Raw genomic sequence first — 25,880 nt, 5'->3', positions numbered from 1 at the left:
AATTATGCATATTTACTTTTAATTAAGCTTACTTGCTTTTTAAAAAGTCATTAACTGATGCCAGTTCACGCTCTTTAAGCGCAATACAGTCATGGGTACTTTCTTCGAGCTTGCTTAGCGTACGCGCGTAGCCCGGTGTTTCTTCAATTTTATCTTTAAAGAATGCTTGCGTGGTTGCTAAACTTTGTTCATCACAACGCGCGGTTGTAAAGTACGGTAAGTTAGGCACAAAAAACGGCGGTAAGCTTTGTGTTACCTTGTCGTAATTGTTGTATATCCACTCAATAAATAGTGCTTGGCGTGGCTCGCTATAACTTTGACCTGCTAAAATAGTGCGCATATCAGATGCGGTGACTTCGTCGGTTAGGGTGTACGCTAATACTTGCTTTTGTAACTGCGCTTTACCCATAAAGCCCATTGCAGCCAGCATGTTTGTGCGTACTTGTGGATCTTTAGTGGTTTTAAAGGTTGCCATAAATTGATCAAGTAAGGCTTTATCCCCATTATAGGCGGCAAGTTTTAAGTAGGTAGCTGCTAAATACGGATCCACTTTTTGCGGATCGTTTAAGTACACTTGCGTTTGCTCTTTTGCTTTGCTGATCACACGTTGATCTTCGCCATCAAAACCTAGTAAGGACACAACACCCGCACGTAGTTGAGATACTGCACCGTCTTCGCCAGCTTGTGCTTCAAGTGAGTATTTTTTAGCTGCAGGCATTACTGCACTGCGAATAAACTCAGGCCATAACGCTTCGTTGCTTTCATCTTTAAAGGTATTTTTTTGCGATAACAAGTAGCCCAGCGCTGTATTTGCAACACGAGGGTGATCATCGCTCACAAATACTTCTAAGGTTTGCATTAACTTAGCCGCCGATATTACACCCGCATCAAGTAGTGCATCAGTGGCAGAGAGCAGCGCTAAACGCTCACGATCATTAAGTGCTTGCTGAGCATGTTTTATTAGTGAATCAAACTGCGCATCGTCCATTACCCAACGGTAATAACCTAGCGCCCCTTCATCGGGATAAATCCACTGTGGCTCAAAATCAAGTGTTAGGGTTTGGCTTTGCTTATTGAGTAAAATACTGGCTGTTTTTACTTTATCGCCAGCGCCATATTTTATCCCAACAGGGACATTCCAAAGCTGTGCGGGTGCATCTACACCGGCATTAGCAAAGCGGCTTTGCGATATAGTAATTTTTTTACCGTCTTGTTTTACATCTACAAGCGGAAAAGAAGACTGTTCAATAAATGATTTTAAAACACTCGCAACATCTTTATTAGAAGCTTTCCCTAGTGCTTCCCATAAATCGGCTGCTTCGGCGTTTTTATACGAGAATTTTTTTAAGTAACTTTGAATCCCTTTTTGGAATGCGTCTTCACCAATCCAGTTTTCAACCATAGCCAGTACTGCGCTGCCTTTACTGTAGGCAAGCCCTAAACCATCCATAATATCGGCTTCGGTTTTAATCGGTTTACGAATCGGCTTAGTGCTTAAGCGAGCATCTAATGCCATTACGTTGTTTTGTGGTAAATCGAGGTGAGATTCAAATTCTGGATTAAGCTGTTTAGTAATTTTTGCCGCCATCCAGCTGGCAAATGCTTCGTTTAACCATAAGTCGTTCCACCACTTCATGGTAACTAAGTTACCGTACCATTGATGGGCAAGCTCGTGAGCAATAATCGACACATTACGCTGTTTTTTACTGCGTGTAGCAGCTGCTAAATCAACCAGTAATATATCTTCGCGGTAGGTTACTAGGCCTGAGTTTTCCATTGCGCCAAAAGGAAACTCGGGTACTGCTACCGAATCGAGCTTTTTATAAATATAAGGAATACCAAAATACGCCTCAAGTGCAGCAAGAACTTTTGGCATGTTCTTTTTTGCGTAATCAGCTAAATGAATTTTACCCTGCGGGGTAATAACACGCCCTGGAATTGGCATGTCTTTTATTTCAAGCTCTTCAAAAGGGCCCACGGCCATAGCCACTAAATAAGAAGGAATAGGTGGCGTTTTATCAAAGTAATGCGTCGTCATCTCGCCGTTAACTGTGGTTTTAAGCTCTGGCGTATTAGCATAAACCTTTTGAGACGTTGGCGCTGTAATCGTCAACTGAAACGGTATTTTATAACTTGGCTCATCAAATACCGGAAATGCACGGCGTGCATCATTCATTTCAAACTGAGTAAATAAATAAGGTGTGCCCTGATCAATTGTTTTGTATAAGCCTACACTTTGGCGATTATACGGCGCCGAAAAATCTATTTTTAGGGTGTACTTACCCGGTTGAATTTGCTCATCACAGCTAAATTTTACTTTTTCTGTTTTTAGCATTTCGTTATTTAAGTCGCAGTTTTCATCGCCTAGTAACTGCGCCATTTTAACAGCGTAAGCCACGCCGTTAAGTTCAATGTAATGAGTGGGTTTTAACACTTCTAGGGCTACTTCTGTCATCCCTGTAAAGGTGTCTTGGCTTGGGTCGAGTGTTAACGACACCTTTTGTGAACTTGGTTTAGCAAGCTTTTCGATAACGAACTCGTTAGCGTTGGCAGTAGTCATTGCTAAAGCAACACTTACTGTTAATAGGCTTTTTAAAAACATAGTGATCCCTAGATTGTTGTTGTTAGAAACTGACTCAAACAGGCATTTCTATGCCCTTAAAAATTGAGATTTAGATATCCTAGCAGTTTTTTTTATGAGAGTAATTTAATAAAGTGGCTGCTTGGATTTAAAATAGTAACAAATAGTGTCAGTGGCTCTGGCGCTGCTTAAAGCGCTGCCAATGCAGCTGTGGGTTAATGGTCCGAATTTGCTGTATTACGTTGTTTAGTAAGGCGGTATCGTCAAATTTATCATTGGGGTATTCGTTAAACCCCATTAAATAATTAAAGGCGTCTTTTGAATTAGCCTGTAATGCGTAAATACGTACTTGTTGCTCAAAATTAAGTCGTAGGCTACTTATGGCGGTTTTCATACCGAGTTGATCAACAGTGGGAATGGCACATTTTTGCAAATAACCCGCACGCTCACCTTCACCAGTAAACCAAATGCGTACTTTTTCGCTGTAACGGCCAGACTTAGCCGGTAAATCAAACAACAAACGTGTGTGATTATGTGCTTTAACAAAGGCAATAAAGTCGTTAAGCCCTGCATCAACTAAGGCTTGATGCACCGGAACCAAGCGCGCTTTTATTTTTCCATTAGTATGAAAATTAAAACATAAAATGCCATTTTTAAGCTCAAGATCGTCAAGCGTTAAGCAGCCAATTTCATCGCTATATGCGCCACTGTAATAGGCAATTAAAGGCAACCAAAAATGCCAATGCTTTGCTTGCTCTCTTGCTACTTTAAAGTCGCCATAAATATAGCCGTTATAAAGCGTATGCAGTTCCATTGCTGAAAAAGGGCGGCGGCCAAGATGGGTTTTCAACGTAATCCCTTGAAATTAATGACATGTTATATTTTATACTTAAAACAGATAAACATGCGAGTATCGATTTTAGTATTTATGTTTTTAGCTACAAAACAAAAACACCCACTTAAAAAGCAGGTGTTGTATTCACTATTTAATTTATAGTGGCAGTTATTCGCTAAGTGCGCGTGCTAAGCCAACAGGCTCTATTTCTACACACACTTGGTCGTCATTCCAATTTAAACCAACTAATGCGCTGTCTTCGTTTAAATCTTCTACCCACTCATCTAAAAATTCATCTAAATTAATTTCTACAGGCGTAAATTCTTGCCACTCTTCTTTACACTGGGCTTTTGCTGCGTCTTCGCTTTCCCATAAAAGCAGTACATCCGTTTCGGCAAACTGGTTAGATTCGCACACTACAAAGCCGCCGTCGTCGCCACCTAACGCCCACACTTGCTCGCTTAAACGTACTTTTTCTACAAAGCTAACTAGTTGTGATTCAATTTCAATATCGCTCATGTGTTTACCTTATTTGTTTAGAGTCTGGGATCGGTGCTTACTGCAGCTTGACGCGTGCCATAGTCGTTATAAAAACTGACTAAAGCAGCGTGTTGGCTAAAGTCTGTTAATTCACGAAAGCAAATCCAATCAAGTAGGCAGTATAAACTGATGTTAAGGCATTCACAGCCTTTAAATTCATAATCGTTTAAATGACTATTTAAATAGCTTAATGTTTGTGCAATTCGTTCGCTTTGCAGATTAAAAAATAATTTATCGTCGCTAGTATCAAACCCTGAGCGTCTGCTAAGTGCTAATTCTACTAACGAGTCGTTACAGGCGTTAATAATATTAAGTAGGTGCTCTTGCGACCAGCTTAGTGGTGTTTTACCAGCCTTGGCGATAAGGTAACGTAAAATAATGGTTGAATCGCTTAGCGTTAAATCACCATCAATTAAAACCGGTATTTTTCTTCCAGGGTTGTTACTGGCTAAGGTAGGGCGGTCTTGCTCAGAAAAAATATCTAGGTTTACTAGCGCTAAGTCAACATTGTTTTGTGCTGTCCACATTCTTACTCTGCGCGCAAATGGAGAAGGGTTAGATCCTATAAGTTTCATAATTGCTCCTAAAAAAAGCCGCATAAGCGGCTTTTTGCGTTGCGATAAGTCAACGTTATTCTGAGCGGCTTGTCACTTCTAGTAAGTGATAGCCAAACTGTGTTTGTACAGGGCCTTGTACTTGATTAATTGGCGCTGAAAATACAACTTTATCAAACTCAGGTACCATCATACCTGGGCCAAACTCGCCAAGTGCTCCGCCGTCTTGACCAGAAGGACAGTTTGAATATGTTTTTGCAAGCTCTGCAAAGTCTTCGCCTTGTTCAATCTTAGCTTTTAAATCTAAGCACTCTGCTTCGCTGTCTACTAAAATGTGCCTTGCACTTGCCACTGCCATAAAATCTCCTGTTTAAAGTTGGTGTATTTAACCATTAAAGCCAGTCTAGTTAGTTTTAACTCGCAGTACCAGTATAAACTTAATTGATGAGTAGCGTATTTTCAATTGCATCAATTAATTCTTTTGAATTAGGAGCTACTTTACTGTTAAAGCGTTTAATTGTTTTGCGATCAGCTGAAACTAAATATTTATAAAAGTTCCAGTTAGGTGAGCTGGTCTGCGCGTTTAAGTGTTTAAATATTGGATTTGCATCACTGCCGCGAACTTCGCTGGTAGTAAACATAGTAAAAGTAACGCCGTAATTAATAAAACACACTTTTGCTATGTCTTTTTCATCGTTTTCTTCTTGAAAAAAATCATCAGATGGAAAACCTAATACCACTAAACCTTTGTCTTTGTATTGTTGGTGTACTTTTTCAAGGCCTTCAAATTGAGATGTAAAACCACAATTGCTAGCCGTATTTACAATGAGCAAAGGGCGGTTTTTAAATTGGCATAAGTTTAAGGATTCTTTTGAGCGCAGCTTACGTATCTCTACATTTGTAAAGTCTTCACATTGTTGCTGCTGTTGTTTGCTGGGTAACGTGTCATTTGCTTGGGCAGCTAAGCTCGTAATAAAAATACTGAGCCCTAGTATCGTTTTTTTTAACATACTCAACGCCTAAATTTATAATTGTTTGACTAGTCTATCTTACGCTAATATGCACAAAAGTGATCAACAATATTAAGCTGTTATGACTACACGTTTAGCCACTATAGAAGATTTACCTGCCATTGTCGCAATATACAACGAAACGATCGCCTCGCGTATGGTGACCGCCGATACCGAAGAAGTATCGGTACAGAGCAAACGTGAGTGGTTTAATAGCCACACCGATAAGCGGCCTATTTATGTTTATTGCGAAAATGACCAAGTACTTGCCTGGCTAAGTTATAAATCGTTTTATGGGCGCCCCGCATACGATGGCACCGTCGAAATGAGCATTTATATTACCAAAGCGGCGCAAGGTAAAGGACTTGGCAAAAAGCTGATGGAGTTTGCCCAAATAGAGGCTAAACAGCTAGGAATTGATGTATTGCTTGGTTTTATATTTAGCCACAACTTACCAAGTATTAAGTTATTCAAGCACTTTGGTTTTAGCGTATGGGGTGAGTTGCCTCATATCGCGGTAATGGATAACACGCGCTACAGTTTAACAATATTCGGTAAGCATCTACCAAAATAGTTGTGGAGCTTATCGGTAAAAAAATCAAAATTAAGTCTAACAACCTATACCAACTAAGAAATTATAGGCTACGCTATTAACATATAAAGTGTTTACGATAGTGTGGCTTAATGAGTCGAAAAATTTTAATTGTAGATAGCAGCAGTGTTATCGCAATGAGAGTGAAAGTTTTACTAGAATTAATAGGTTGTGAGGCTGAGCTCGTTCATTACTCTATGATTGATTTATACTCTAACACCAGCCAGTATGACTTGGTAATTGGTGCTTACGGAGTGCCGTGCGAAGTAGTAAAGTCGTTAGCTCAAAAAATCTCACAAGACCGCTGTGTATTACTTGCCCCTAAAGCCGAAAGCGGTGAGCAACTTAGCGCCTTTAGCGAGCTTAATAAGCTAGTCCCAGATGCAACGGTTATTTATCCGTTTTTTTCAAATAAAGAAATTATCTCATTACTCGAAAACCTCTTAGAGCTTGGCTCTAGTCACGTTCTAAAACTCCCCACTATTTTACTTGTTGATCATATGCCTGAGCGCCTTGAAAAAATGAAAAGTAATTTAGTCGGGGCGCATATCAAAACGCTAACCGCAACCAGTGCTACCGAGGCGGTGACAGTGGCGAATGAAAACAGTATAGATATTTTAATTAGCGATTTTAGCTTTGAAGATGGCACCGGTTTAAATATTTTTTCTGCTATTAAAATGTCTCAGCCAGATTGCCGATGCTTATTGTTTACCGCACGCCCTGAGCAAGTTTCAATGATTGAGGCAATTCGTAAAGGGGTCGAAGATGTTTTAATAAAGCCTCTAACCGATAGCGTACTGCTGCAATCGGTCCATAAATTGTGGCAAACAGAGCTTTTAAAACGCCGTAACGCTGAGCTAGTTGAGCGTTTACAAGATACCGTTGATGCATTAATCGAAAAAGACAGCCTACTACAAGTTATTTATAAAAATACGCCTGACGCCATTATGCTATTTGAGCGCAGCGGCAAAGTAATAGAAGCAAACGATGCCTGCTTAAGGCTGTTTAAGCTGCCCTTTGACAAACTCGCGGGCTTTTCTGTATTTGAATTTTTAGATGAGGAATCAAGTGCTGAAATAAAAAATAAAATCAGCACACTCAATCGTAACCGCCAATTTAGTAGCGACCTACGTTTGCAAAAAACAGACGGCGGGTATATTCCGCTAGTTGGTTCGTTTAACGAAATAGACCACCATGGCGAAATTGCGTTAGCGGTTATATTTAAAAATGTAACTCACTTAAAACAAAAAGAAGAATTACTCCTTGAAGCCAAAGACCTACTTGAGGAGCAAGTGCGAGCTCGTACTTCGCAGCTAGAGCACGCTAAAAATGTGGCCGAAGCTGCCAATTTAAGCAAATCGGAATTTTTGGCTAACATGTCGCACGAGTTACGCACCCCTATGCACTCTATATTAAGCTTTTCTCGATTTGGTTTGAGTAAGTTAGAAGCGGGCGATTTTGCTAAAGATAAACTCTTAAAATATTTATCCCGTATTGAAAGCAGCGGCGAGCGTTTACTGTCGTTATTAAACAACTTACTTGATTTATCTAAATTGGATGTGGGGAAATTTCCATTTAATCCACGCCCATACAATATAGAAAGTATTATAAAAACCAGTATTGATGATGTCTCTGGTACGGCTATGGAAAAAGAAATTGAAATTGTTTTTTCAAAACCCGGGCCAGTGGTTGTGCAGTGTGATGAAGAGCAAATTAATCAGCTATTGCGCAATGTGTTAGGTAACGCACTTAAATTTAGCGAACCTAAAAGTCGTATTGAAGTGAACTTAATGGCTGATCAAGATAGCGCCATTATTGATGTAATAGACAATGGAATAGGTATACCTGAGGATGAATTAGAGCACGTGTTTACTAAATTTGTACAAAGCAGCAAAACGAACAGTGGCGCTGGTGGTACTGGTTTAGGGCTTGCGCTTTGTAGAGAGTTTGTAGCACTTCATCAAGGCGAAATTACGGCAAGTAATAATAGCGATGGTGGTGCAACAATTAGGATTCAGGTACCCCTAGAAATAGATTTAGATGAGCATTTAGCCGATGATAAGCTAGCAGTGCAAGATAGCTAATTATATGTGTAATTAATGTTTAAATAATATTTAATTGGATGATGAAAATATGGCCTTAACTAAAATTCTTGCTGTAGATGATGAACCTTTCAACCTTGAAATTATTGAAGAAATTTTAGAAGAGCTTGATTTCGAATTACAAGTTGCTACAAGCGGCCCTGAGTGTTTAGCCATGGTTGAAGGCTACATGCCCCAAGTTATTTTACTTGATGTAAGCATGCCGCAAATGAATGGCTACGAAGTGTGTAAAGCATTAAAGGCGAACCCGAATACCGCGCATATAATTGTTATGTTTGTTTCCGCTAGAGGAACGGTTGAAGAGCGTATGGAAGGTTACTCAGTCGGTGCTGAGGATTACATTGTAAAACCGTTTGGGCATGATGAGCTTAAATCAAAACTTAAAAACTTAAACCAAGTATTAATAGAAAAACAAAGCCTTGAAAAACAAGTAGAAGATGCAACATCTACGGCATTTAACGCTATGGCAAACAGTAGCGAAATGGGGCAAATAGTTAATTACATTGAAAACATTGGTTTTATTAATAATCCGCAAGATTTAGGTAAAGCCTTAATAGACTGCTTACAAACGTTTGACCTACAAAGTAATGTTGAATTTAGACATGGCGATACAATAGAGCACTTTGCCCTTAGCGGAGTGTGTTCGCCTATTGTAATTGAGCTGTTTGATATGCTTAAAAACAAAGGTCGCTTACATGAGTTTTCTCACCGAATATTAGTTAACTACGAGATGATAAGCTTATTAATTCTGAATATGCCAGATCACGACCCAGATAAACACGGGCGTATTCGTGACCACGTTTGCTTTATTGTCAGTGTGACTGAGCAGCAGTTACGTGCAATTATGACCAAGCAAATGCTTGAGTCGCAGCAGCAAAAGCTAAATGATGTAGCCAGCACAGTGCATAGTAAGTTTCATGGCTTGATTGGGTTACTAAACGAAAACCGTGAAAGTAACGAAAAAGTATTCAAGCAATTACAAGAAGACCTTGAAGTGCGCATACCCACAATGGGGTTAGATGAAGACCAAGAGGTGTTTATTTATAAAAAAGTGGACGAAACTATTCAAAATTCAATTGCCAGAGAAGAGTCGGTTAAACAAGTTAAAGCCGCCTTTACTGAAATTGAACAAGATTTATCTTTGTTACTTAAAAAATAAATCTCTCCCATAATAAGGCTCACCTGAGAGATTTACGCATCACGAGGTAAGCCTTTTTCGACAATTCTAATTAGGCGCTGTGTTTTACGAAGTTGTTCTCGTTGTTTATTATTTTGTTGCTCAAGCGCCCACTCTATATGCTCTTTTACTAGCTGTGAGCTAGACTCATGTTTGCTTTCTAAAGCGTTAATAATGCTAGGGCTAAAATCGGCATTGCCTAAACCCACCGCTAAATTACGCAACCAACGTTCGTGTCCAATACGGCGAATTGGGCTGCCTTCGGTATTTTTTAAAAATGTAGGTTCGTCCCAGGTAAATAGCTCAAGTAAGTCTTTGTTTTTTAATTGCGTACGGGGATGGAAGTCTTGCTCATCGGTAATTTGACCATAACGGTTCCATGGGCAAACCAATTGGCAATCGTCGCAGCCATAAACTCGGTTCCCCAAGAATGCACGGTATTGCTCAGGTATAGGCCCTTGGTGCTCAATGGTTAAGTACGAAATACATTTGCGTGCATCTACCACATACGGCTCTACAATTGCGCCTGTTGGGCAAAGCGTAATGCAAGCAACGCATTTTCCGCAGCCTTCAAACGTGTTTTCATTATCTATTGGCAGGGGTAAATCAACAAAAAGCTCACCTAAAAAAAACCACGACCCAGCTTCTTGGTTTATTAATAAAGAGTGTTTACCTCGCCAGCCTAATCCCGCTTTTTCAGCAAGCTGGCGCTCAAGCACAGGCGCAGAGTCTACAAATGGCCTAAAACCGTAATCGCCAATTTCTTGCTCTATTTTTTGGCCCAGCTTTTTTAGTCGGTTGCGCATTAATTTGTGATAGTCACGCCCTAATGCGTAGCGGCTAATATAGGCTTTTTCGGTGTTTTTTAGTGTTTTGGCAAAACTAGCATCAGGGGGCAGGTAGTTCATTTTTACCGAAATAACCCGCTGGGTGCCAGGGACTAGTTCAGCAGGGCGTGCGCGTTTCATGCCGTGGGCTGCCATATAATCCATAGAGCCATGGTAGCCCGCATCTAACCAGCGCTGTAATTGTGCTTCGTGTTTAGATAGGTCTATATCGGTAATACCCACCTCACTAAAGCCGAGTTCTTGGCCCCAGGCTTTAATATTTTTGGCTAGCTGTTGATAGTTAGGGGTTGAGTTACTCACACACATTACACACTTAAATAATTAGCTGCGTAATTTACCATATTTATAAAGCGCTGTTGAATGTTGCTAGTTAAAATATTAAGGCAATATACCGCTCGGCTTTTGTTTTGTAGTTGCTTATTGCACAAAACGCTTTAATTGCTGTTGCGTTTGTTGGCTAAGTGCATGTGATTGCTGGCTATTACTTAGTGCATGATCAATAGCGCTTTTAGCTTGCTCGCCTAAGGTAACAATTTGCTCTACCGATTGGTGAGTGTGCTGCTGCGCTTGCTCTAGCGTATGCACCGCATCCGCTATTTGCTGTAGCTGCTGTTGGTTTTGTTCAAACTCGCTTAGCATTGTTTTAAACCCTTCAGAGGTATTACTAATTGCGCTTTGTGCGGTACTTGAGTGGCTAATTAACTGCTCACTTTCTTGGTTGGTTTCGTTAACCAGTTCATTCATTTGGTTAATAAAGTCGCTTATTTGTCGGGTTGCGCCACTTACTTTTACCGATAATGTACGTACTTCATCAGCAACAACCGCAAACCCTCTACCAGCTTCGCCAGCGCGTGCCGCTTCAATGGCAGCGTTTAGTGCCAGTAAATTAGTTTGATCCGAAAACTCCTCAACCATTTTTAAAATGCTGCGAATGTTTTCGCTGTTTTCTTTAAGGCCAGACACCGTTTTAGAAAATCTTTGCAGCAAGGTGCCAATAAGCGACACCTTATCGACTAAGCTTGCAAGCTCTTGCGACGAAAGCTTAACAAAGTCTAAGTGCTCGCTGTTAACGCTATGCACGCTGTCGGTATTGCTCACTATGCCCTCTAAGCTTTGCACTATTTGGTTACTCGCATTAATAATATTGTGGCTTAGCTGAGTTTGCTGCTCACTTAACTGCTGCGTATTTTGCATAGCGGTATTTACATCAACATTACTTTGCTCGCTGGCTTTAGCGCTGGCGTGAGTTGTACTTAGTAAATCACTTAAGTGATTAGTAAATAAGTTATATTGCGTACTTAGTTCTTTAAATTCGTCAAAAGAAAATTGCGGTAAGTTGGCGGCTAAATTAGCCTCTTGCTGGTTTATGTTTACTAAAGTGTCGCACATAGCTTTTACAGGGCGCACTATTAAATAGCGCATATAAAAAATAGTAAAGGCAAAGCCCGCTACAATAACCAAGGTTAACAACCAAAATGCGCTAGTACTGTGCTGCTCGCTTAAGCTTTGATATAACCAAAATAAGGTAATGGCCTGAAACAAAAAAACAAAGCTTAAATTACCCACTATTTTACGCGTAAGCGTATAAAAAAATGTTCGCTCAATATAATTATAAAATTGCATTACACCACTCATTTATTGCTTACCCATCTAGGGTGTGTTGACCTTTGATGGTTGAATTTGCAGCAGTATGTTTGGCTTTTAGGCAAGGCAGAGCCTATGAAGTGTGGTTATTCCCCATAAATAGGCGATAACGCTGCATAAATGCCAAACATGCGCTGCCCTTTGGGTTCTGCCTAAGGGCGATAAACTCTTTGTTACTCGGTTTTTACTTAGCCCACTAGGTTACAAGCCTCGCGCCGCGATTTAATCGCCCCTAGATTGAACAAATTTCAATCCGCAAAGATCATCACGCCCTAGCTAGATTATCGACTAAGTTACCGTTAACTCAAGTAATAATGTTTGCTAAATATTTTTTAGAACGAGCGGGGTAATTAGTAAAAATACCATGCACCCCAATTTTTAGCATAAAATCCATGTCTTCTGGCCTATCTACGGTGTAGGCGTAAACTTGCAGGCCTCGTGCTGTGGCATCATCTACAAAAGCTTTATTTACAAAGCTTTTGTCTACATGAACACTATACGCATTTAACTGTTGAGCAAACTGTGCATAATTTAACGGAATTGATGAGGTTAACGCGCCAATGTGTAACCACGGTAACCTATTTTTAAGCCAATGAATTTGATGGTGATCAAACGACGACACTAAAATATTACCTTTAGTAATAACGCCTTTAGCAATATTGTTGTTTAAAATAGTGGCAAACTTTTCAAGCTCAAAGGTATGTTTAAGCTCTATATTGAGTAATGTTTTATTGCTATTCCAATCAAGTAATTGCTGTAGAGTGGGGATTTGCTCGCCGTTACCGGCATCCAACAGACTAAGTTGCTGCGCCGTAAAGTCGCTTACTTTACCGTGCCCGCTGGTGGTTCTATCTAGCCACGAGTCGTGTATAAGCATATAGTCATCAAGCGCACTTTGAATATCAACTTCAATGCCATCTACCCCTACATTTAACGCTTCTAAAATAGCGCTTTTAGTGTTTTCTGGGTAATTGCCGCTTGCCCCGCGGTGCGCAAATATTTTCATTTGCTAGCCTTTTGAGTAATAGACCATGTTTCAAAACAGGCTGCACTGACTATGAGTGCACCGCCAATAAGTGTTAGTAGCGTTGGCCGCTCATGAATAATAACAATAGCCAACAAAGTGCCGTAAAGCGGCTGCAAGCATGAAATTAGCCCTGCAGTAGCTGCCGATAAGTGCTTTAAACTCGCTGCAAACAGCGAGTGCGGTGTAGCGGTAAAAATAATACCCGCCACAGCAATTAAAATAAGGTCGTGGTTACTCACCTCATATACAGGGACCTTAATAAATGCGCAAAGCATAACACTTGCCACTAAGGTTTGATAAAACATGGTTTGTGGGCCGCCATACTGGCTAAAAAAGCGCTTATGGGTAATATTTCTAATCGAAAAAAACAAAGCCGAAACCACACCCATAATAACCCCTAAGGTTACATCGTCGCCTAAATTTGCGCTGGGTACGAGTAAATATATACCTAATACAACCACAGCTGCGCTTATAATATCTTTTGCTTGGGGCCTGCTTTTATTAAACAAGGGCTCTAAAAATACCGTCATTACTGGGTAGCTAAAAAAAGCCAGCATACCCACAGTTACGCCCGCCATTTGCATACCTGCAAAGTAAGTAACCCAATGCATGCCTACCGCCACACCTAAAAATAACGCAATGAGGTAATCTTTTGGTTTGTTTAACTTAATTTGTTTTTTTTGAAAATACAGCATAGCCAAAATCGCCATGCCAGCAATAGCGGTACGGTACACCGTAATATCAATTGCATTTAACCCTATTAACTTTGCAAAAAGGGCGGTGCCCCCAAAAAGTAACACGGCAATATGTAAGTAAATCAGGCTTTGCTGTTGTGGCTGCATTTAAATGAGAACTCCTTTTTTTATTATCTTATCACTGGGTGCGAACTCACAGGATGAAATTTTTAAAACATGACAAATGTCAGCAAAGTTAATGACATTTCACACTCTTATTATTTTTTGGCTTTGGCATAGTTAACTTATCTTAATGGGAGGTGGCTATGAATACGTTAATTTTAATAAGTCTCGCTATTAGCGAGTTTTTAGAATCACTTAGCTTTAGTGTTTCAATAAATGATTACTTTATACTCATTAGTATTTTTGTGTTATTTATATTTATTAATAAAAATAATGTTATAAGCAATAACAATGAACTAGGGGTACTGGCATGAGTACAACAAATACGCCTTCAAAGCCCAGTAATAAAAAGTTTTGGGAATACGCACCTTTAATTTTTACTGGGTTTTATTTGCTTCCGACTCTTTTTAATCTATCTAACTTGCCAGTCAATACCATTGTAATGAGCGTGGCGTTTTATATTGTATTTATTTTGCTTTACATAAAAGCCATGCACTGTGAAACAAAGCGTATAACAACGCTGTTTGTTATTATGTTAGTGGTGTGTTTTAGCGCCACATTTTATACCATCGGGACCTCTACATTATTTGGTTTTATCGCGTTTATAGCTGGTGAGTCATACGCTAAAAAAAGCAGATTATATGCCGTTTTTAGCCTTATATTTACGGTGGCGTTAAGCGCCTATTTGGCAGATATAGCAAACATAAAATACTTTTTAGCCGGCACTTTATTAATTTCAGGAGCGCTGTTGGCTTTTGGCATTGCAACCCAAAAAGAGCGCCTGCATAAAAAGCGCGAACAAGAAAGCGCTAACCAATTAGAGCAATTGGCCGCCATTGCTGAGCGCGAACGAATAGCGCGCGACCTACACGACATTTTAGGCCACTCACTATCATCTATTGCTTTAAAAGCTGAGCTTGCTAATAAGCTAAATCAAGGAGAGCGCTACGAACAAGCCAATAACGAAATAGCACAAGTAGCAGATCTAGCAAGGCAGTTACTTAGCGATGTAAGAAACGCCGTAAGCGATTTAAAACAACTTAATTTAATAAGCCAAATAGCCCAGCTTAAACAAAGGCTAATAGAGCAAGACTTTAACGTTAACTTTAATGTTGTATTAAATACCTTGCCTCCTAAAGTAGAAGGGATCGCAGGGCTTATAATTAAAGAAGCGGTAACTAATTTATTACGCCATAGCAGTAATAAAAACGCCGAAATAAATATAGAGCAAACACAGCATCAGCTGCATATAAGTGTGGTTGATAACGCACCTTGCAGCACGTTAAACGCAGGTAACGGTTTAAATGGTATTAAAGAGCGCGCAGAGCAACTTAATGGCCATGCCACGTTTACCTGTGGTGAGAAGTTTACTTTAAACGTAATGCTGCCAATTTCAGCTAAGGATTAACAATGATCAAAGTATATTTAGTGGAAGATCAAGCACTCGTGCGCGACGCAGTAGGGGCATTGTTAAGCCTTGATTTTAATATTGAAGTGATAGGCCAAGCCAGTAACGGCCAAGATGCACTTAATGCAATAAAAGCACTGGCCGATGAGGCATTGCCAGACATAATTTTAACCGATATTGAAATGCCACACATGAGCGGTATAGAGCTAAGTGAGCAAATAGCGGCCACGTTCCCAACCATTAAAATGGTTATTATGACCACGTTTTCGCGAGCTGGTTATATTAGGCGCTCGCTCGCCCTAGGCGTTAAAGGTTTCATTTTAAAAGAAGCGCCAAGTGATGAGCTTATCAATGCACTTAAAAAAGTAATGCAAGGGCAAAAGGTTATAGACCCAGAGCTTGCCATTAACGCGCTTGATGATGCCGACCCGCTCACCGATAAAGAGCGCAAAGCACTTAAGCTTGCAAGCGATGGCTTAAAAACAAGCGACATAGCCAAACAGCTTTTTATAAGCGAAGGCACAACACGTAATTATTTATCCGATGCTATCGCAAAACTCAATGCCACTAACCGCGTAGATGCAGCGCGTATTGCAAAGCAAAAAGGCTGGTTATAATCGCACTTATATTAAGTGCTGATTAAGGCCATTAAGCGTATGTTTTACTTATTAAAGCGGTTTATTAAAAGTTTCATACGCTTTTACCTGTCTCATTTTACGTATATGGGTTAAAATACCTACATAACCAACTAACAAGATAGTGAATGTCAAACCAAGATCCAAATCTCAGCCGAGAACAAGAAAAGTACGAAAACCCAGTCCCTAGTCGTGAGTTTATACTTACTCACCTTCAAGAGCGTTCAAAACCTGCTAACTTCACGCAACTTTGTGATGAATTAGCTGTAAACGATACCGAACGCCAAATTGCATTTAAGCGCCGCCTTCGTGCCATGGAGCGCGATGGCCAATTGTATTTTAATAAGTTTAAATGTTACGCCCTAATTGACGAAGCCGGTTTAACCAAAGGCAAAGTAATTGGCCACAGAGACGGTTTTGGCTTTTTAGAAGTTGAAGGCGAGAGCAAAGATTGGTTTATAGCCAAGCATCAAATGAACATGGTGCTGCACGGCGACATCGTACTTGCTAAAGGCACAAAACGTGGCTCAGGCTCAAAATGTGATGCCCGCATAATTAAAGTACTTACCAACGAGCGCGCACCTATTGTAGGGCGTTACTTTGTTGAGCATGGTATTGCAGTTGTTGTAGCAGAAGACCCACGTATTACCCAAGATATTATTATTCTGCCAGGCAGTGAAAACGGCGCGCGCCATAACCAAATGGTGCAAGTGCAAATCACTCAAAATCCTAGCCGCAACATGAACGCGGTAGGTAAAATTATTGACGTACTGGGCGAGCATTTAGCGCCAGGTATGGAAATAGAAGTGGCACTGCGCAATCACGATATTCCTCATGTTTGGCCAGAAGAAGTAGAAGAACAAGTAGCTCATTTAGGTGAGTTTGTTGATGAAGCCGACAAACAAGGCCGTGTAGATTTACGCGACCTTCCACTGGTCACCATAGATGGTGAAGACGCCCGCGACTTTGATGATGCCGTATATTGTGAGCGTAAAAAATCTGGCGGCTGGCGCTTATGGGTAGCCATTGCCGATGTATCGCATTATGTAGGTATGAACACGCCGCTAAATAAAGAAGCGATTGCTCGCGGTAACTCAGTGTATTTTCCTGAGCAAGTAATTCCAATGCTGCCAAAAGTGTTGTCGAACGGTTTATGTTCGCTTAACCCTAAAGTAGACCGCCTTTGTATGGTGGCCGAAATGACTGTATCAGACGCAGGTAAGCTTTCGGGTTATAAGTTTTACGAAGCGGTGATGAACTCGCATGCGCGTTTAACCTACACCAAAGTAAATGCCATTTTACAAGGCGATGAAAAACTACGCGAAGAATACGCACCCGTAGTACCACATTTAACTGACTTACAGCAAATGTATATGGCGCTTAAATCGGCGCGCCAAACCCGTGGTGCTATTGAGTTTGAAACGCTCGAGACGCGTTTTGTATTTAACGCACACCGTAAAATAGAATCAATTGTGCCGGTTGTTCGTAACGACGCGCACAAACTGATTGAAGAATGTATGATTTTAGCCAACGTATCGGCGGCTAAATTATTAGAAAAACACGAAGCCAGCGCGCTTTACCGTGTGCACGATGAGCCAGATCAAGAAAAACTAGGTAACTTTACTCAGTTTTTAAGTGAACTTGGCATTCAAAGCACATTAAGCGATGAGCCAACACCGAAAGAAATTACCCAAGTGTTAGCCCGTTTAGGCGACCGCCCAGAGGCCGAGCTTATTCAAACCATGCTACTTCGTTCAATGAAGCAAGCGGTTTATCAGCCAGACAACATAGGCCACTTTGGCTTAGCGCTGCCTGCGTACGCACACTTTACCTCACCGATTCGCCGTTACCCTGACTTAGTGGTACACCGTGCAATTAAAGCGGTAATAAAAGCACAAGGTCAGCAAACATCGGGCGCATACGCTTACACCGATGATGAAGTAGACCAACTAGGCGAGCAGTGTTCAACCACCGAGCGCCGTGCAGACGACGCAACGCGTGAAGTTGCCGACTGGCTTAAATGTGAGTTTATGCAAGACCACGTGGGTGATGAGTTTAATGGGGTTATTTCATCCGTTACTAACTTTGGTTTATTTATACGCCTAGACGACTTACAAATTGATGGGCTGATCCATGTTACTAATTTAGGTGATGAATACTTCCATCATGATGGTGCAAAACACACCCTAATTGGCGAGCATACACATACCGTTTACCGCCTTGGCGATAAAGTAACGGTACAAGTTGCTTCGGTAAGTTTAGATGAGCGCCGTATAAATTTAACGCTCAGTGGTGATGTAGCTCAAGATAGATACGCGCGTCGCCGTGGCTCAGCTAAAGGAGCAGGGCGCGGTAAATCAAGCCATGCACCAGCAAGTGTAAGATCGCAGCTTAAAGCGGGTAAAATCCCTGGAAAAAACACATCAGGCGATGAAAAACCCAAAGCTGGTAAAAAACCAGCCAGTAAAAGCAAAAGCAAAGGCAAACCAGCGGGTAAGTCTGGCGCAAAACCAGCCGGTAAAAAAGCCGCTGAAACCACCGCTAAGAAAAAACCGAAAAAAAAGGCAGTTAAAAAGCCTAAAAGACCAGGCAAAAATGCCCGTAAACGTAATAGCCCAGGAGCAAACAATACGTGAGTAATGAATTAATTTTTGGCTTTCACTCTGTTGAAGCAATTTTAACAAAAGAGCCAGAGCGTTTTTTAGAAATTTATGCCCTAAAAGGTCGTGATGATAAGCGCTTAACCCCGATTATTAATGAAGCACGTAAATTTGGTATTTCTGTACAATTTATGCAGCGAAAAGCGCTAGATAACAAAGCAAACGATGAGCAGCACCAAGGCATTATTGCCAATGTAAAAGCTGCGCGTGTTTACAACGAAAAAGATTTAGATGAGATCATTGCTCGCGAAGACACGCCGTTTTTATTAGTACTAGATGGCATAACCGATCCGCATAATTTAGGTGCCTGCCTACGTAGCGCAGATGCAGCAGGTGTACACGCTATAATTGTACCTAAAGATAAGTCGGCCAAGCTTAACGGCACAGCACGTAAAGTAGCCTGTGGCGCAGCCGAAACCGTACCGCTTATTCAGGTAACAAACCTGGCGCGTACGCTTCGCGAAATTAAAGATGCAGGCGTATGGGTTGTGGGCACAGCTGGCGAAACAGACACCCACGTGTTTGATGCAAACCTTACTGGGCCAATGGCAATAGTAATGGGAGCAGAGGGCGAGGGCATGCGCCGTTTAACGCGTGAGCATTGCGACGTGTTAGTTAAAATTCCGATGGCAGGAAGTGTTTCTAGCTTAAATGTATCGGTAGCCACCGGTATTTGTTTATTTGAAGTGCTACGCCAACGTAACGTAAATAACTAATATCCATTTGCTTAATTAATATATTTATTATTAGGCAGCTAAGCGTGTCGATAGACAAAAACTCGTTATTTAATCGTTCAAATGAGGGTTTTAGTTAGCGCCAGGTTTAGCTTACAAAACGCCGAGGTTATTTTAACCTCGGCGTTTTTTATGTAGCGTAGTTGGTAATTTTACAGGTTAAGCAAATCGCTAACGCGCACTAATAGCCTAAACGTAATGCGATAAATTCAGCAAGTTTATCTACAGCATGCTCCGACTCGCCGCCGCTTTTTATTAAGCTAATGCCTATGCTACCAAGAGCTGGTAAATATTTACTTTGCGCCTGAAAATTAAGATCGCTTGGCACCGTACTTTTAGCCAGTACAGTAATACCTAAGCCTTCTTTTATAGCGGCTATTAATCCGGTTAAATCGGCATTACTGTAAACAATACGGTATTTGATATTGGCACTTTTAAGTGCATCTGTAGCGCGGCGCCTATAAATACAGCCCTCGGGCGCGGTGACTAAGGTTACTACCTCATTTTTTGCCTGTGCTAGGTCGCCCACCCATACTAGCTCGTCTTGCATAAAAATAGGGAACTTGTCTGAATTAAGGCGCTCGTTAAGTGCTAAAACAAGATCAAATTGATCTTGCCTTGAGGCCGACAGCAAATGTTTACTTAAACGCGATTTAACCTCCAGCGATACCTCAGGATAAAGCGAGACAAAATCACCAATAATAGAGGGCAAAATACGTGCTGCAAATTCGCTAGGAATACCCAAGCGCACTTTACCGGTTATGCTCTCTGAGGTGAACTGCTGCAAAATAGCATCGTTATACTGCATCATTTGTTTTGCCATAGGCAAAAGTAGCTCACCGTACTGATTAAGCACTTGGCGCTGGCCCTGCTTTTTAAATAATTTATAACCGAGTAAATCTTCAAGGCGTTTAATTTGCAAGCTTACCGCAGGCTGCGATAATCCCAGAAGGTCGCCGGCTTTTGCAAATCCACCTACCTCAACAACCATTACAAAGGTACGCAAACTGTCGGTTGATATGTTTTTCATATTTAAAATTACAATTTATATAGCTACATATATAAGTATTATTTATCAATTGATAAATAATTACAATTTGTTGTTGTCACAGTGGCGCAATATACTTTTGGTATCAAAAATACACAGGTGTTTGTTATGACTTTTAACCCAATAATGTTTGCCCGCCACAGCAATGCTGCAAGTGCAGTTACCAATGCCGTGCAAGCAAATAACAACCTCGTTGTAATGGATTTTAGTGGCAGTGAAACCAGTGTATTTTTAAGCACTATTTTAGGGTTAGATCTCACAAAGCTTACAGCCAGCGGCTTAGGCCTAAAAGGTACGCTAGATGGTGATTTAAATTCTGATTACAGCTTTGCCGTTTATTACTTTAGCGAAACCGCATTTAGATTTGTATTACCGCACAGCGCAAGCTTGCAATTACAAGCACTGATAAACGAGCAGCAACTTCGTTTTGATATTGATTATGTACTACGTAGCGACCTTGCAACTCTTGCGCTGTGTGGAGCAAACGCATTTGATACCTTAATTAGCGCGTTTAAATTAACGCCAGGGCTGCGTTTATCAAACCCACAACTATGCTATGGCGCGCAAAGCGGCGAAGTATTTATTACCGCCATAGATAAAAACGACGAACAGCACTTTGTGTTAGTAGCCAAGCAACAAGAACTACAAAAATGGCAACAGCACTTACAAGCACAAGGTTTTGCCCTAATGCAAAACGAAGCTGCCTAATACATAAAATAACCGGTAAACATAACCGTGTTTGCCTGTTTAATTAAATCTATTTAAGCCACGCCCGCACAGGGTTAATTTAAAAGTGAAGGAATGTTATGACTTCTAAAACTGTACTACATGCTAAGCACCTTGAAGCAGGCGCAAAAATGGTTGATTTTCATGGCTGGGAAATGCCAATCAACTACGGCTCACAAATAGAAGAACACAATGCAGTGCGTACCGATGCAGGTATGTTTGACGTATCACACATGACCATTGTTGATATTGAAGGCGAACAAGCAAAAGCATTTTTACGTAAGTTAGTAGCAAACGACGTAGCAAAATTAACAGTCCCTGGTAAAGCGCTTTACACGGGCATGCTTAACGAGCAAGGCGGCGTAATCGACGATTTAATTATTTACTACTTTAGCGAAACGTTTTATCGCTTAGTGGTAAATTCTGCCACCCGCGAAAAAGATTTAGCTCACTTAGCTAAAGTATCTGCCGACTTTACAGTAACCGTAACTGAGCGCCCAGAGTTTGCAATGATTGCAGTACAAGGCCCTAACGCAAAAGCAAAAACAGCCACACTTTTAAATGCTGAGCAACAAGCAGCCGTTGAAGGCATGAAGCCATTTTTTGGTGTACAAGTGGGTGATTTATTTATTGCCACAACGGGTTATACTGGCGAAGACGGTTACGAAATTGTAGTACCGAACGAGCAAGCAGCCGATTTATGGCAACAACTGCTAGATGCAGGTGTAGCGCCAGCCGGTTTAGGTGCACGCGACACGCTACGCTTAGAAGCAGGTATGAACCTTTACGGCCTAGATATGGACGAAAGCGTATCGCCACTTGCAGCTAACATGGCATGGACTATTGCATGGGAACCAGAAGATCGTGACTTTATTGGTCGTGACGTACTTGTTAAGCAAAGCGCCGAAAAAAGCACCCATAAACTTGTTGGTTTAGTGCTTGAAGAAAAAGGCGTATTGCGTAGCGGCTCAAAAGTAATTGTTGAAGGTGGTGAAGGGGTAATTACCTCAGGTACTTTCTCACCAACACTTGGTTTTAGTGTAGCCCTTGCACGTGTACCGCGTTCAACAGGGGATACAGCCCAAGTAGAAATGCGCAAAAAATTAGTTAACGTTAAAGTAGTAAAGCCTAGCTTTGTACGTAACGGCAAATCAATCATTTAAAAATTTGGTTATACCAATCACAATAATTATTGTGATTGGTATCCTCCCAATATAAACCAAAGGAACAAAATAATGAGCAATATCCCTAGCGATTTAAAATACGCCTCTTCTCACGAGTGGGTTCGCAACGAAGGTGACGGTACATTTACTGTGGGTATTTCTGAGCATGCGCAAGAGCTGCTTGGCGACATGGTATTTGTAGAACTACCAGAAGTAGGCGATGCAGTAGATGCAGGCGAAGACTGTGCAGTAGCAGAGTCGGTTAAAGCTGCATCAGACATTTACGCACCAGTTGGCGGCGAAATTGTAGCGATTAACGAAGAGCTAGAAGACGCACCAGAAACGGTTAACAACGACCCATACGGTGACGGCTGGTTATTCCGCATTAAAGCAACTGACGAGTCAGAGCTTGAAAACCTACTTAGCGCAGAAGACTACGCTAACACAATCGACGAAGAGTAATACTCTAAGTAGATGACAAAAGCCCCATTCACAGTTTTTGGGGCTTTTATGATTTAACGGCCTACTTCCCATACACAGTACGTTATTAAATCATCACATATTTTAATCAATACTAATTACCCGTTAGTATTTAGGATCATAGGAATCTAGACGCATGTCAAACGCCAAATCTCTTGAACAGTTAGAGCAAAAGCAAGATTTTATTCGCCGCCACATTGGGCCAAGCCCAGCACAAGTAAGCGATATGCTAAGTGCTTTAGAAGTATCAAGTGTGCAAGAGCTGATCGACCAAACTGTACCTGCAAGCATTCGCTTAGCGCAGCCATTAACAGTTGGCGAAAGCCGTACTGAAGTTGAAACACTAAGCTACTTAAAATCGGTAGCAAGCAAAAATAAAGTTTTCAAATCGTACATTGGCCAAGGCTACCACCCAACGCACGTACCGCACGTAATTTTACGTAACGTACTAGAAAACCCAGGTTGGTATACTGCGTATACGCCGTACCAGCCAGAAATTGCGCAAGGGCGTTTAGAGTCGTTATTAAATTTTCAAACTATGACCCTAGATTTAACAGGCCTAGATTTAGCAAGTGCGTCGTTACTTGATGAATCAACCGCTGCTGCTGAGGCTATGGGCCTTGCAAAACGCGTATCTAAAGCTAAAAAAGCCAATGCCTTTTTTATTGCCGACGACGTACACACACAAACAATCGACGTAGTAAGCACCCGTGCTGAGCAGTTTGGTTTTGAAATCATTGTAGGTAAAGCAGAAGATGCCGTTAACCACGACATTTTTGGCGCACTTTTCCAATACCCATCTACAACAGGTGAAGTAGTCGATATAACCGACCTAATTGCTGGCGTACAAAGCAAAAAGGCCATTGCCTGTGTTGCTGCCGACATTATGAGCTTATTACTATTAAAAGCACCGGGTAAATTAGGTGCCGACGTAGTACTTGGTTCGGCTCAGCGTTTTGGTGTACCTATGGGTTACGGCGGACCACACGCTGCATTTTTTGCAACGCGTGACGCATACAAACGCTCATTACCAGGGCGTATTATTGGCGTATCTAAAGACCGTTTAGGTAACGACGCACTACGTATGGCAATGCAAACGCGCGAACAACACATTCGCCGCGACAAAGCCAACTCAAACATTTGTACAGCGCAGGTACTACTTGCCAACATGGCCGCGTTTTACGCGGTGTACCATGGCCCACAAGGCTTAAAAACTATCGCGCAGCGTATACATCGCTTTGCTGATATTTTAGCTGCTGGCCTAAAAGCTAAAGGTATCGCACTTAAACACAGCACCTGGTTTGATACGCTAACAGTAGTAAGCGACAGCAAAGAAGACGTAATAGCACGTGCACTTGCCAAAGGCGTTAACTTTGCCACAAACCACGATGGTGAATACTCTATTTCGGTTTCAGAAACCACCACACGCGCCGATGTAGCTGAGCTATTTGATATTGTACTAGGTGAAGGGCATGGCCTAAGCGTAGATAGTATTGCAGCCGATATTGAAGCAAACGGTAGCGACTCTATTCCAGCTAGTTTAGTACGTGATGACGAAGTATTAACGCATTCAAACTTTAATAGCTACCACAGCGAAACAGACATGCTTCGCTACATTAAGCGCCTAGAAAACAAAGATTTAGCGCTTAACCACTCAATGATCTCGTTAGGTTCATGTACCATGAAACTAAACGCGACCGCTGAGATGATCCCAATTACATGGCCTGAATTTGCAAACTTGCACCCATTCTGCCCGCTCGATCAGGCCGAAGGTTACCAAATAATGATTAACGAGCTACACGACTGGCTAGTTAACATTACTGGGTACGATGCCGTTTCACTTCAGCCAAACTCTGGCGCACAAGGTGAATACGCAGGCTTAATTGCTATTCGTAAATACCACGAGTCACGCGGCGATGCGCACCGTAACGTATGTTTAATTCCAAGCTCAGCGCACGGTACTAACCCTGCATCTGCGCAAATGGCCAGCATGAAAATTGTAGTGGTTGATTGCGATAAAAACGGTAACGTAGACATGGCCGACCTAAAAGCGAAAGCCGAAGAAGTGTCTGAAAACTTATCGTGTATTATGATCACATACCCATCTACACACGGCGTTTACGAAGAAACCATTCGTGAAATTTGTGACATTGTGCACGAGCACGGTGGTCAAGTTTACATGGATGGCGCAAACATGAACGCGCAAGTAGGCGTAACAAGCCCAGGCTTTATTGGCTCAGACGTATCGCACTTAAACTTGCACAAAACGTTTTGTATTCCGCACGGTGGCGGTGGCCCAGGTGTAGGCCCAATTGGTGTTAAATCGCACCTAGCGCCATTTATGCCAAACCACAGCGTAATTAACGTACCGGGTACAAACATTAACAACGGTGCAGTATCAGCAGCGCCTTACGGCTCAGCCGCTATTTTACCTATTTCATGGGCTTACATTACCATGATGGGCTCAGAGGGCTTAAAACAAGCCACTGAAATGGCGATTGTGAATGCTAACTACTTAACGCACGAGTTAAGCCAGCACTTCCCAATTTTATACCGTGGCCGTAACAACCGCGTTGCGCACGAATGTATTGTTGACCTACGCCCACTTAAAGAGCAATCAGGCATTACTGAAATGGACGTCGCTAAGCGCTTGCAAGATTACGGCTTCCATTCACCCACTATGTCGTTCCCAGTAGCGGGCACGTTAATGATTGAGCCAACTGAATCTGAGTCAAAAGGCGAGATAGACCGCTTTATCGAAGCTATGGTGTCAATCAAAGGCGAAATCGACAAAGTAATCTCTGGCGAATGGTCAATTGAAAACAACCCACTTGTGTTTGCACCACATACACAAGCTGACGTACTTGGTAACGAATGGGACCGCGCGTACGACCGTTTTTACGCTGCATTCCCAGTGCCTTCGGTAGCAAAAGACAAGTTCTGGCCAACCGTTACACGAATAGATGACGTATACGGCGACCGTAACTTAGTATGTTCATGCCCAGCGGTAGAGACTTATCGCGATTAATTTTTGAACTTGTCGTACTTTAATAAAGTCTGTGACTCATAATGAATTGAAAAGGTGAGCCTAGTGCTCACCTTTTTTGTTTTAATAATGTAGTACTAAGTTATGACGTTAAAAATCGAATTTTATGGAGGTATTTCCAAAAGCAATATGAATTTTTGTCTACAACTTGCTTATCAAAAGTGTTATTTTGTTGAAGTTTAATTAAAAATTAATATTGGTATATTTTTATCA

23 protein-coding genes are annotated in these 25,880 nt (G+C 41.5%); 12 read left to right on the top strand and 11 right to left on the bottom strand.

All coding sequences use genetic code 11. The features are described 5' to 3' along the window. Positions 1-28: 28 nt before the first annotated feature. From VOI46_RS13685 to VOI46_RS13660, 6 genes are all read right to left on the bottom strand, one after another. Positions 29-2,602: a M1 family metallopeptidase gene (locus VOI46_RS13685; RefSeq protein ID WP_004589428.1), complete on the bottom strand. Its 2,574-nt coding sequence runs from the start codon at positions 2,600-2,602 to the stop codon at positions 29-31. Between the two features lie 148 nt (positions 2,603-2,750). Beyond that, positions 2,751-3,431 (bottom strand): hypothetical protein, encoded by a 681-nt coding sequence (locus VOI46_RS13680; protein ID WP_004589429.1) that lies wholly within the window; start codon positions 3,429-3,431, stop codon positions 2,751-2,753. 153 nt (positions 3,432-3,584) lie between these two features. Further along, positions 3,585-3,935, bottom strand: a complete 351-nt coding sequence (locus VOI46_RS13675) for a DUF2750 domain-containing protein (RefSeq protein ID WP_004589430.1) — start codon at positions 3,933-3,935, stop codon at positions 3,585-3,587. Positions 3,936-3,952: 17 nt separating this feature from the next. Continuing rightward, complete coding sequence (locus VOI46_RS13670; RefSeq protein ID WP_324738069.1) at positions 3,953-4,531, bottom strand: glutathione S-transferase family protein; 579 nt, start codon at positions 4,529-4,531, stop codon at positions 3,953-3,955. A gap of 55 nt (positions 4,532-4,586) precedes the next feature. Next, on the bottom strand, positions 4,587-4,868 hold the full coding sequence (locus VOI46_RS13665) for a peptidylprolyl isomerase (RefSeq protein WP_004589432.1): 282 nt from the start codon (positions 4,866-4,868) through the stop codon (positions 4,587-4,589). 79 nt (positions 4,869-4,947) lie between these two features. After that, complete coding sequence (locus VOI46_RS13660) at positions 4,948-5,520, bottom strand: glutathione peroxidase (RefSeq protein WP_004589433.1); 573 nt, start codon at positions 5,518-5,520, stop codon at positions 4,948-4,950. A gap of 82 nt (positions 5,521-5,602) precedes the next feature. Here VOI46_RS13660 and VOI46_RS13655 point away from each other — a divergent pair, with 82 nt between their 5' ends. From VOI46_RS13655 to VOI46_RS13645, 3 genes are all read left to right on the top strand, one after another. Continuing rightward, a complete protein-coding gene (locus VOI46_RS13655) occupies positions 5,603-6,094 on the top strand; it encodes a GNAT family N-acetyltransferase (protein WP_004589434.1) in 492 nt (163 codons plus the stop codon). Between the two features lie 110 nt (positions 6,095-6,204). Continuing rightward, positions 6,205-8,196: an ATP-binding protein gene (locus VOI46_RS13650; RefSeq protein WP_004589435.1), complete on the top strand. Its 1,992-nt coding sequence runs from the start codon at positions 6,205-6,207 to the stop codon at positions 8,194-8,196. A 49-nt stretch (positions 8,197-8,245) separates the two neighbouring features. After that, positions 8,246-9,373 carry a response regulator gene (locus VOI46_RS13645; RefSeq protein ID WP_004589436.1) on the top strand — a complete coding sequence of 376 codons (1,128 nt, stop codon included), beginning with the start codon at positions 8,246-8,248 and terminating at the stop codon, positions 9,371-9,373. A gap of 32 nt (positions 9,374-9,405) precedes the next feature. Here VOI46_RS13645 and queG read toward each other — a convergent pair whose 3' ends face one another. The 4 genes from queG to VOI46_RS13625 form a co-directional block, all read right to left on the bottom strand. Then, positions 9,406-10,539 (bottom strand): tRNA epoxyqueuosine(34) reductase QueG, encoded by a 1,134-nt coding sequence (queG, locus tag VOI46_RS13640; RefSeq protein ID WP_039972514.1) that lies wholly within the window; start codon positions 10,537-10,539, stop codon positions 9,406-9,408. 117 nt (positions 10,540-10,656) lie between these two features. Beyond that, positions 10,657-11,874 carry a methyl-accepting chemotaxis protein gene (locus tag VOI46_RS13635; protein WP_004589438.1) on the bottom strand — a complete coding sequence of 406 codons (1,218 nt, stop codon included), beginning with the start codon at positions 11,872-11,874 and terminating at the stop codon, positions 10,657-10,659. A gap of 313 nt (positions 11,875-12,187) precedes the next feature. Continuing rightward, positions 12,188-12,889, bottom strand: a complete 702-nt coding sequence (locus VOI46_RS13630) for a glycerophosphodiester phosphodiesterase family protein (protein WP_004587602.1) — start codon at positions 12,887-12,889, stop codon at positions 12,188-12,190. Continuing rightward, positions 12,886-13,752 (bottom strand): DMT family transporter, encoded by an 867-nt coding sequence (locus tag VOI46_RS13625; RefSeq protein WP_004587601.1) that lies wholly within the window; start codon positions 13,750-13,752, stop codon positions 12,886-12,888. The genes VOI46_RS13630 and VOI46_RS13625 overlap by 4 nt, the downstream gene beginning before the upstream one ends. 158 nt (positions 13,753-13,910) lie before the next feature. Here VOI46_RS13625 and VOI46_RS13620 point away from each other — a divergent pair, with 158 nt between their 5' ends. From VOI46_RS13620 to rlmB, 5 genes are all read left to right on the top strand, one after another. Continuing rightward, positions 13,911-14,081, top strand: a complete 171-nt coding sequence (locus VOI46_RS13620) for a hypothetical protein (protein WP_004587600.1) — start codon at positions 13,911-13,913, stop codon at positions 14,079-14,081. Then, positions 14,078-15,175 carry a sensor histidine kinase gene (locus VOI46_RS13615; RefSeq protein WP_004587599.1) on the top strand — a complete coding sequence of 366 codons (1,098 nt, stop codon included), beginning with the start codon at positions 14,078-14,080 and terminating at the stop codon, positions 15,173-15,175. Before VOI46_RS13620 ends, VOI46_RS13615 begins: the two co-directional genes overlap by 4 nt. Before the next feature lie 2 nt (positions 15,176-15,177). Then, complete coding sequence (locus tag VOI46_RS13610) at positions 15,178-15,792, top strand: response regulator transcription factor (RefSeq protein ID WP_004587598.1); 615 nt, start codon at positions 15,178-15,180, stop codon at positions 15,790-15,792. A 146-nt stretch (positions 15,793-15,938) separates the two neighbouring features. Continuing rightward, positions 15,939-18,446, top strand: a complete 2,508-nt coding sequence (rnr, locus tag VOI46_RS13605) for a ribonuclease R (RefSeq protein WP_004587597.1) — start codon at positions 15,939-15,941, stop codon at positions 18,444-18,446. Next, positions 18,443-19,186 (top strand): 23S rRNA (guanosine(2251)-2'-O)-methyltransferase RlmB, encoded by a 744-nt coding sequence (gene rlmB / locus VOI46_RS13600; RefSeq protein WP_004587596.1) that lies wholly within the window; start codon positions 18,443-18,445, stop codon positions 19,184-19,186. The genes rnr and rlmB overlap by 4 nt, the downstream gene beginning before the upstream one ends. A gap of 199 nt (positions 19,187-19,385) precedes the next feature. On the opposite strand, the gene VOI46_RS13595 is transcribed toward rlmB, so the two are convergent. Next, positions 19,386-20,234, bottom strand: a complete 849-nt coding sequence (locus VOI46_RS13595) for a LysR family transcriptional regulator (RefSeq protein ID WP_054982828.1) — start codon at positions 20,232-20,234, stop codon at positions 19,386-19,388. 126 nt (positions 20,235-20,360) lie between these two features. Between VOI46_RS13595 and VOI46_RS13590 the strand changes: the two genes are divergently transcribed. The 4 genes from VOI46_RS13590 to gcvP all read left to right on the top strand — a co-directional run bounded on the left by VOI46_RS13590 (position 20,361) and on the right by gcvP (position 25,649). Next, on the top strand, positions 20,361-20,960 hold the full coding sequence (locus VOI46_RS13590) for a hypothetical protein (RefSeq protein ID WP_004587594.1): 600 nt from the start codon (positions 20,361-20,363) through the stop codon (positions 20,958-20,960). A 98-nt stretch (positions 20,961-21,058) separates the two neighbouring features. Beyond that, positions 21,059-22,141, top strand: coding sequence for a glycine cleavage system aminomethyltransferase GcvT (gcvT, locus tag VOI46_RS13585; RefSeq protein ID WP_289156407.1), 1,083 nt, complete (start codon positions 21,059-21,061; stop codon positions 22,139-22,141). A gap of 72 nt (positions 22,142-22,213) precedes the next feature. Further along, on the top strand, positions 22,214-22,603 hold the full coding sequence (gcvH, locus tag VOI46_RS13580) for a glycine cleavage system protein GcvH (RefSeq protein WP_004587592.1): 390 nt from the start codon (positions 22,214-22,216) through the stop codon (positions 22,601-22,603). 154 nt (positions 22,604-22,757) lie between these two features. Further along, complete coding sequence (gene gcvP, locus VOI46_RS13575; protein ID WP_324738068.1) at positions 22,758-25,649, top strand: aminomethyl-transferring glycine dehydrogenase; 2,892 nt, start codon at positions 22,758-22,760, stop codon at positions 25,647-25,649. Positions 25,650-25,880 lie beyond the last annotated feature (231 nt).

It is taken from the genome of Pseudoalteromonas sp. CuT4-3, from assembly GCF_035666335.1.
Classification (GTDB): Bacteria; Pseudomonadota; Gammaproteobacteria; order Enterobacterales; family Alteromonadaceae; genus Pseudoalteromonas; species Pseudoalteromonas atlantica.
The sequence above is the reverse complement of the archived record's forward strand: the minus strand, read 5'-3'. Positions and strand labels throughout refer to the sequence as shown.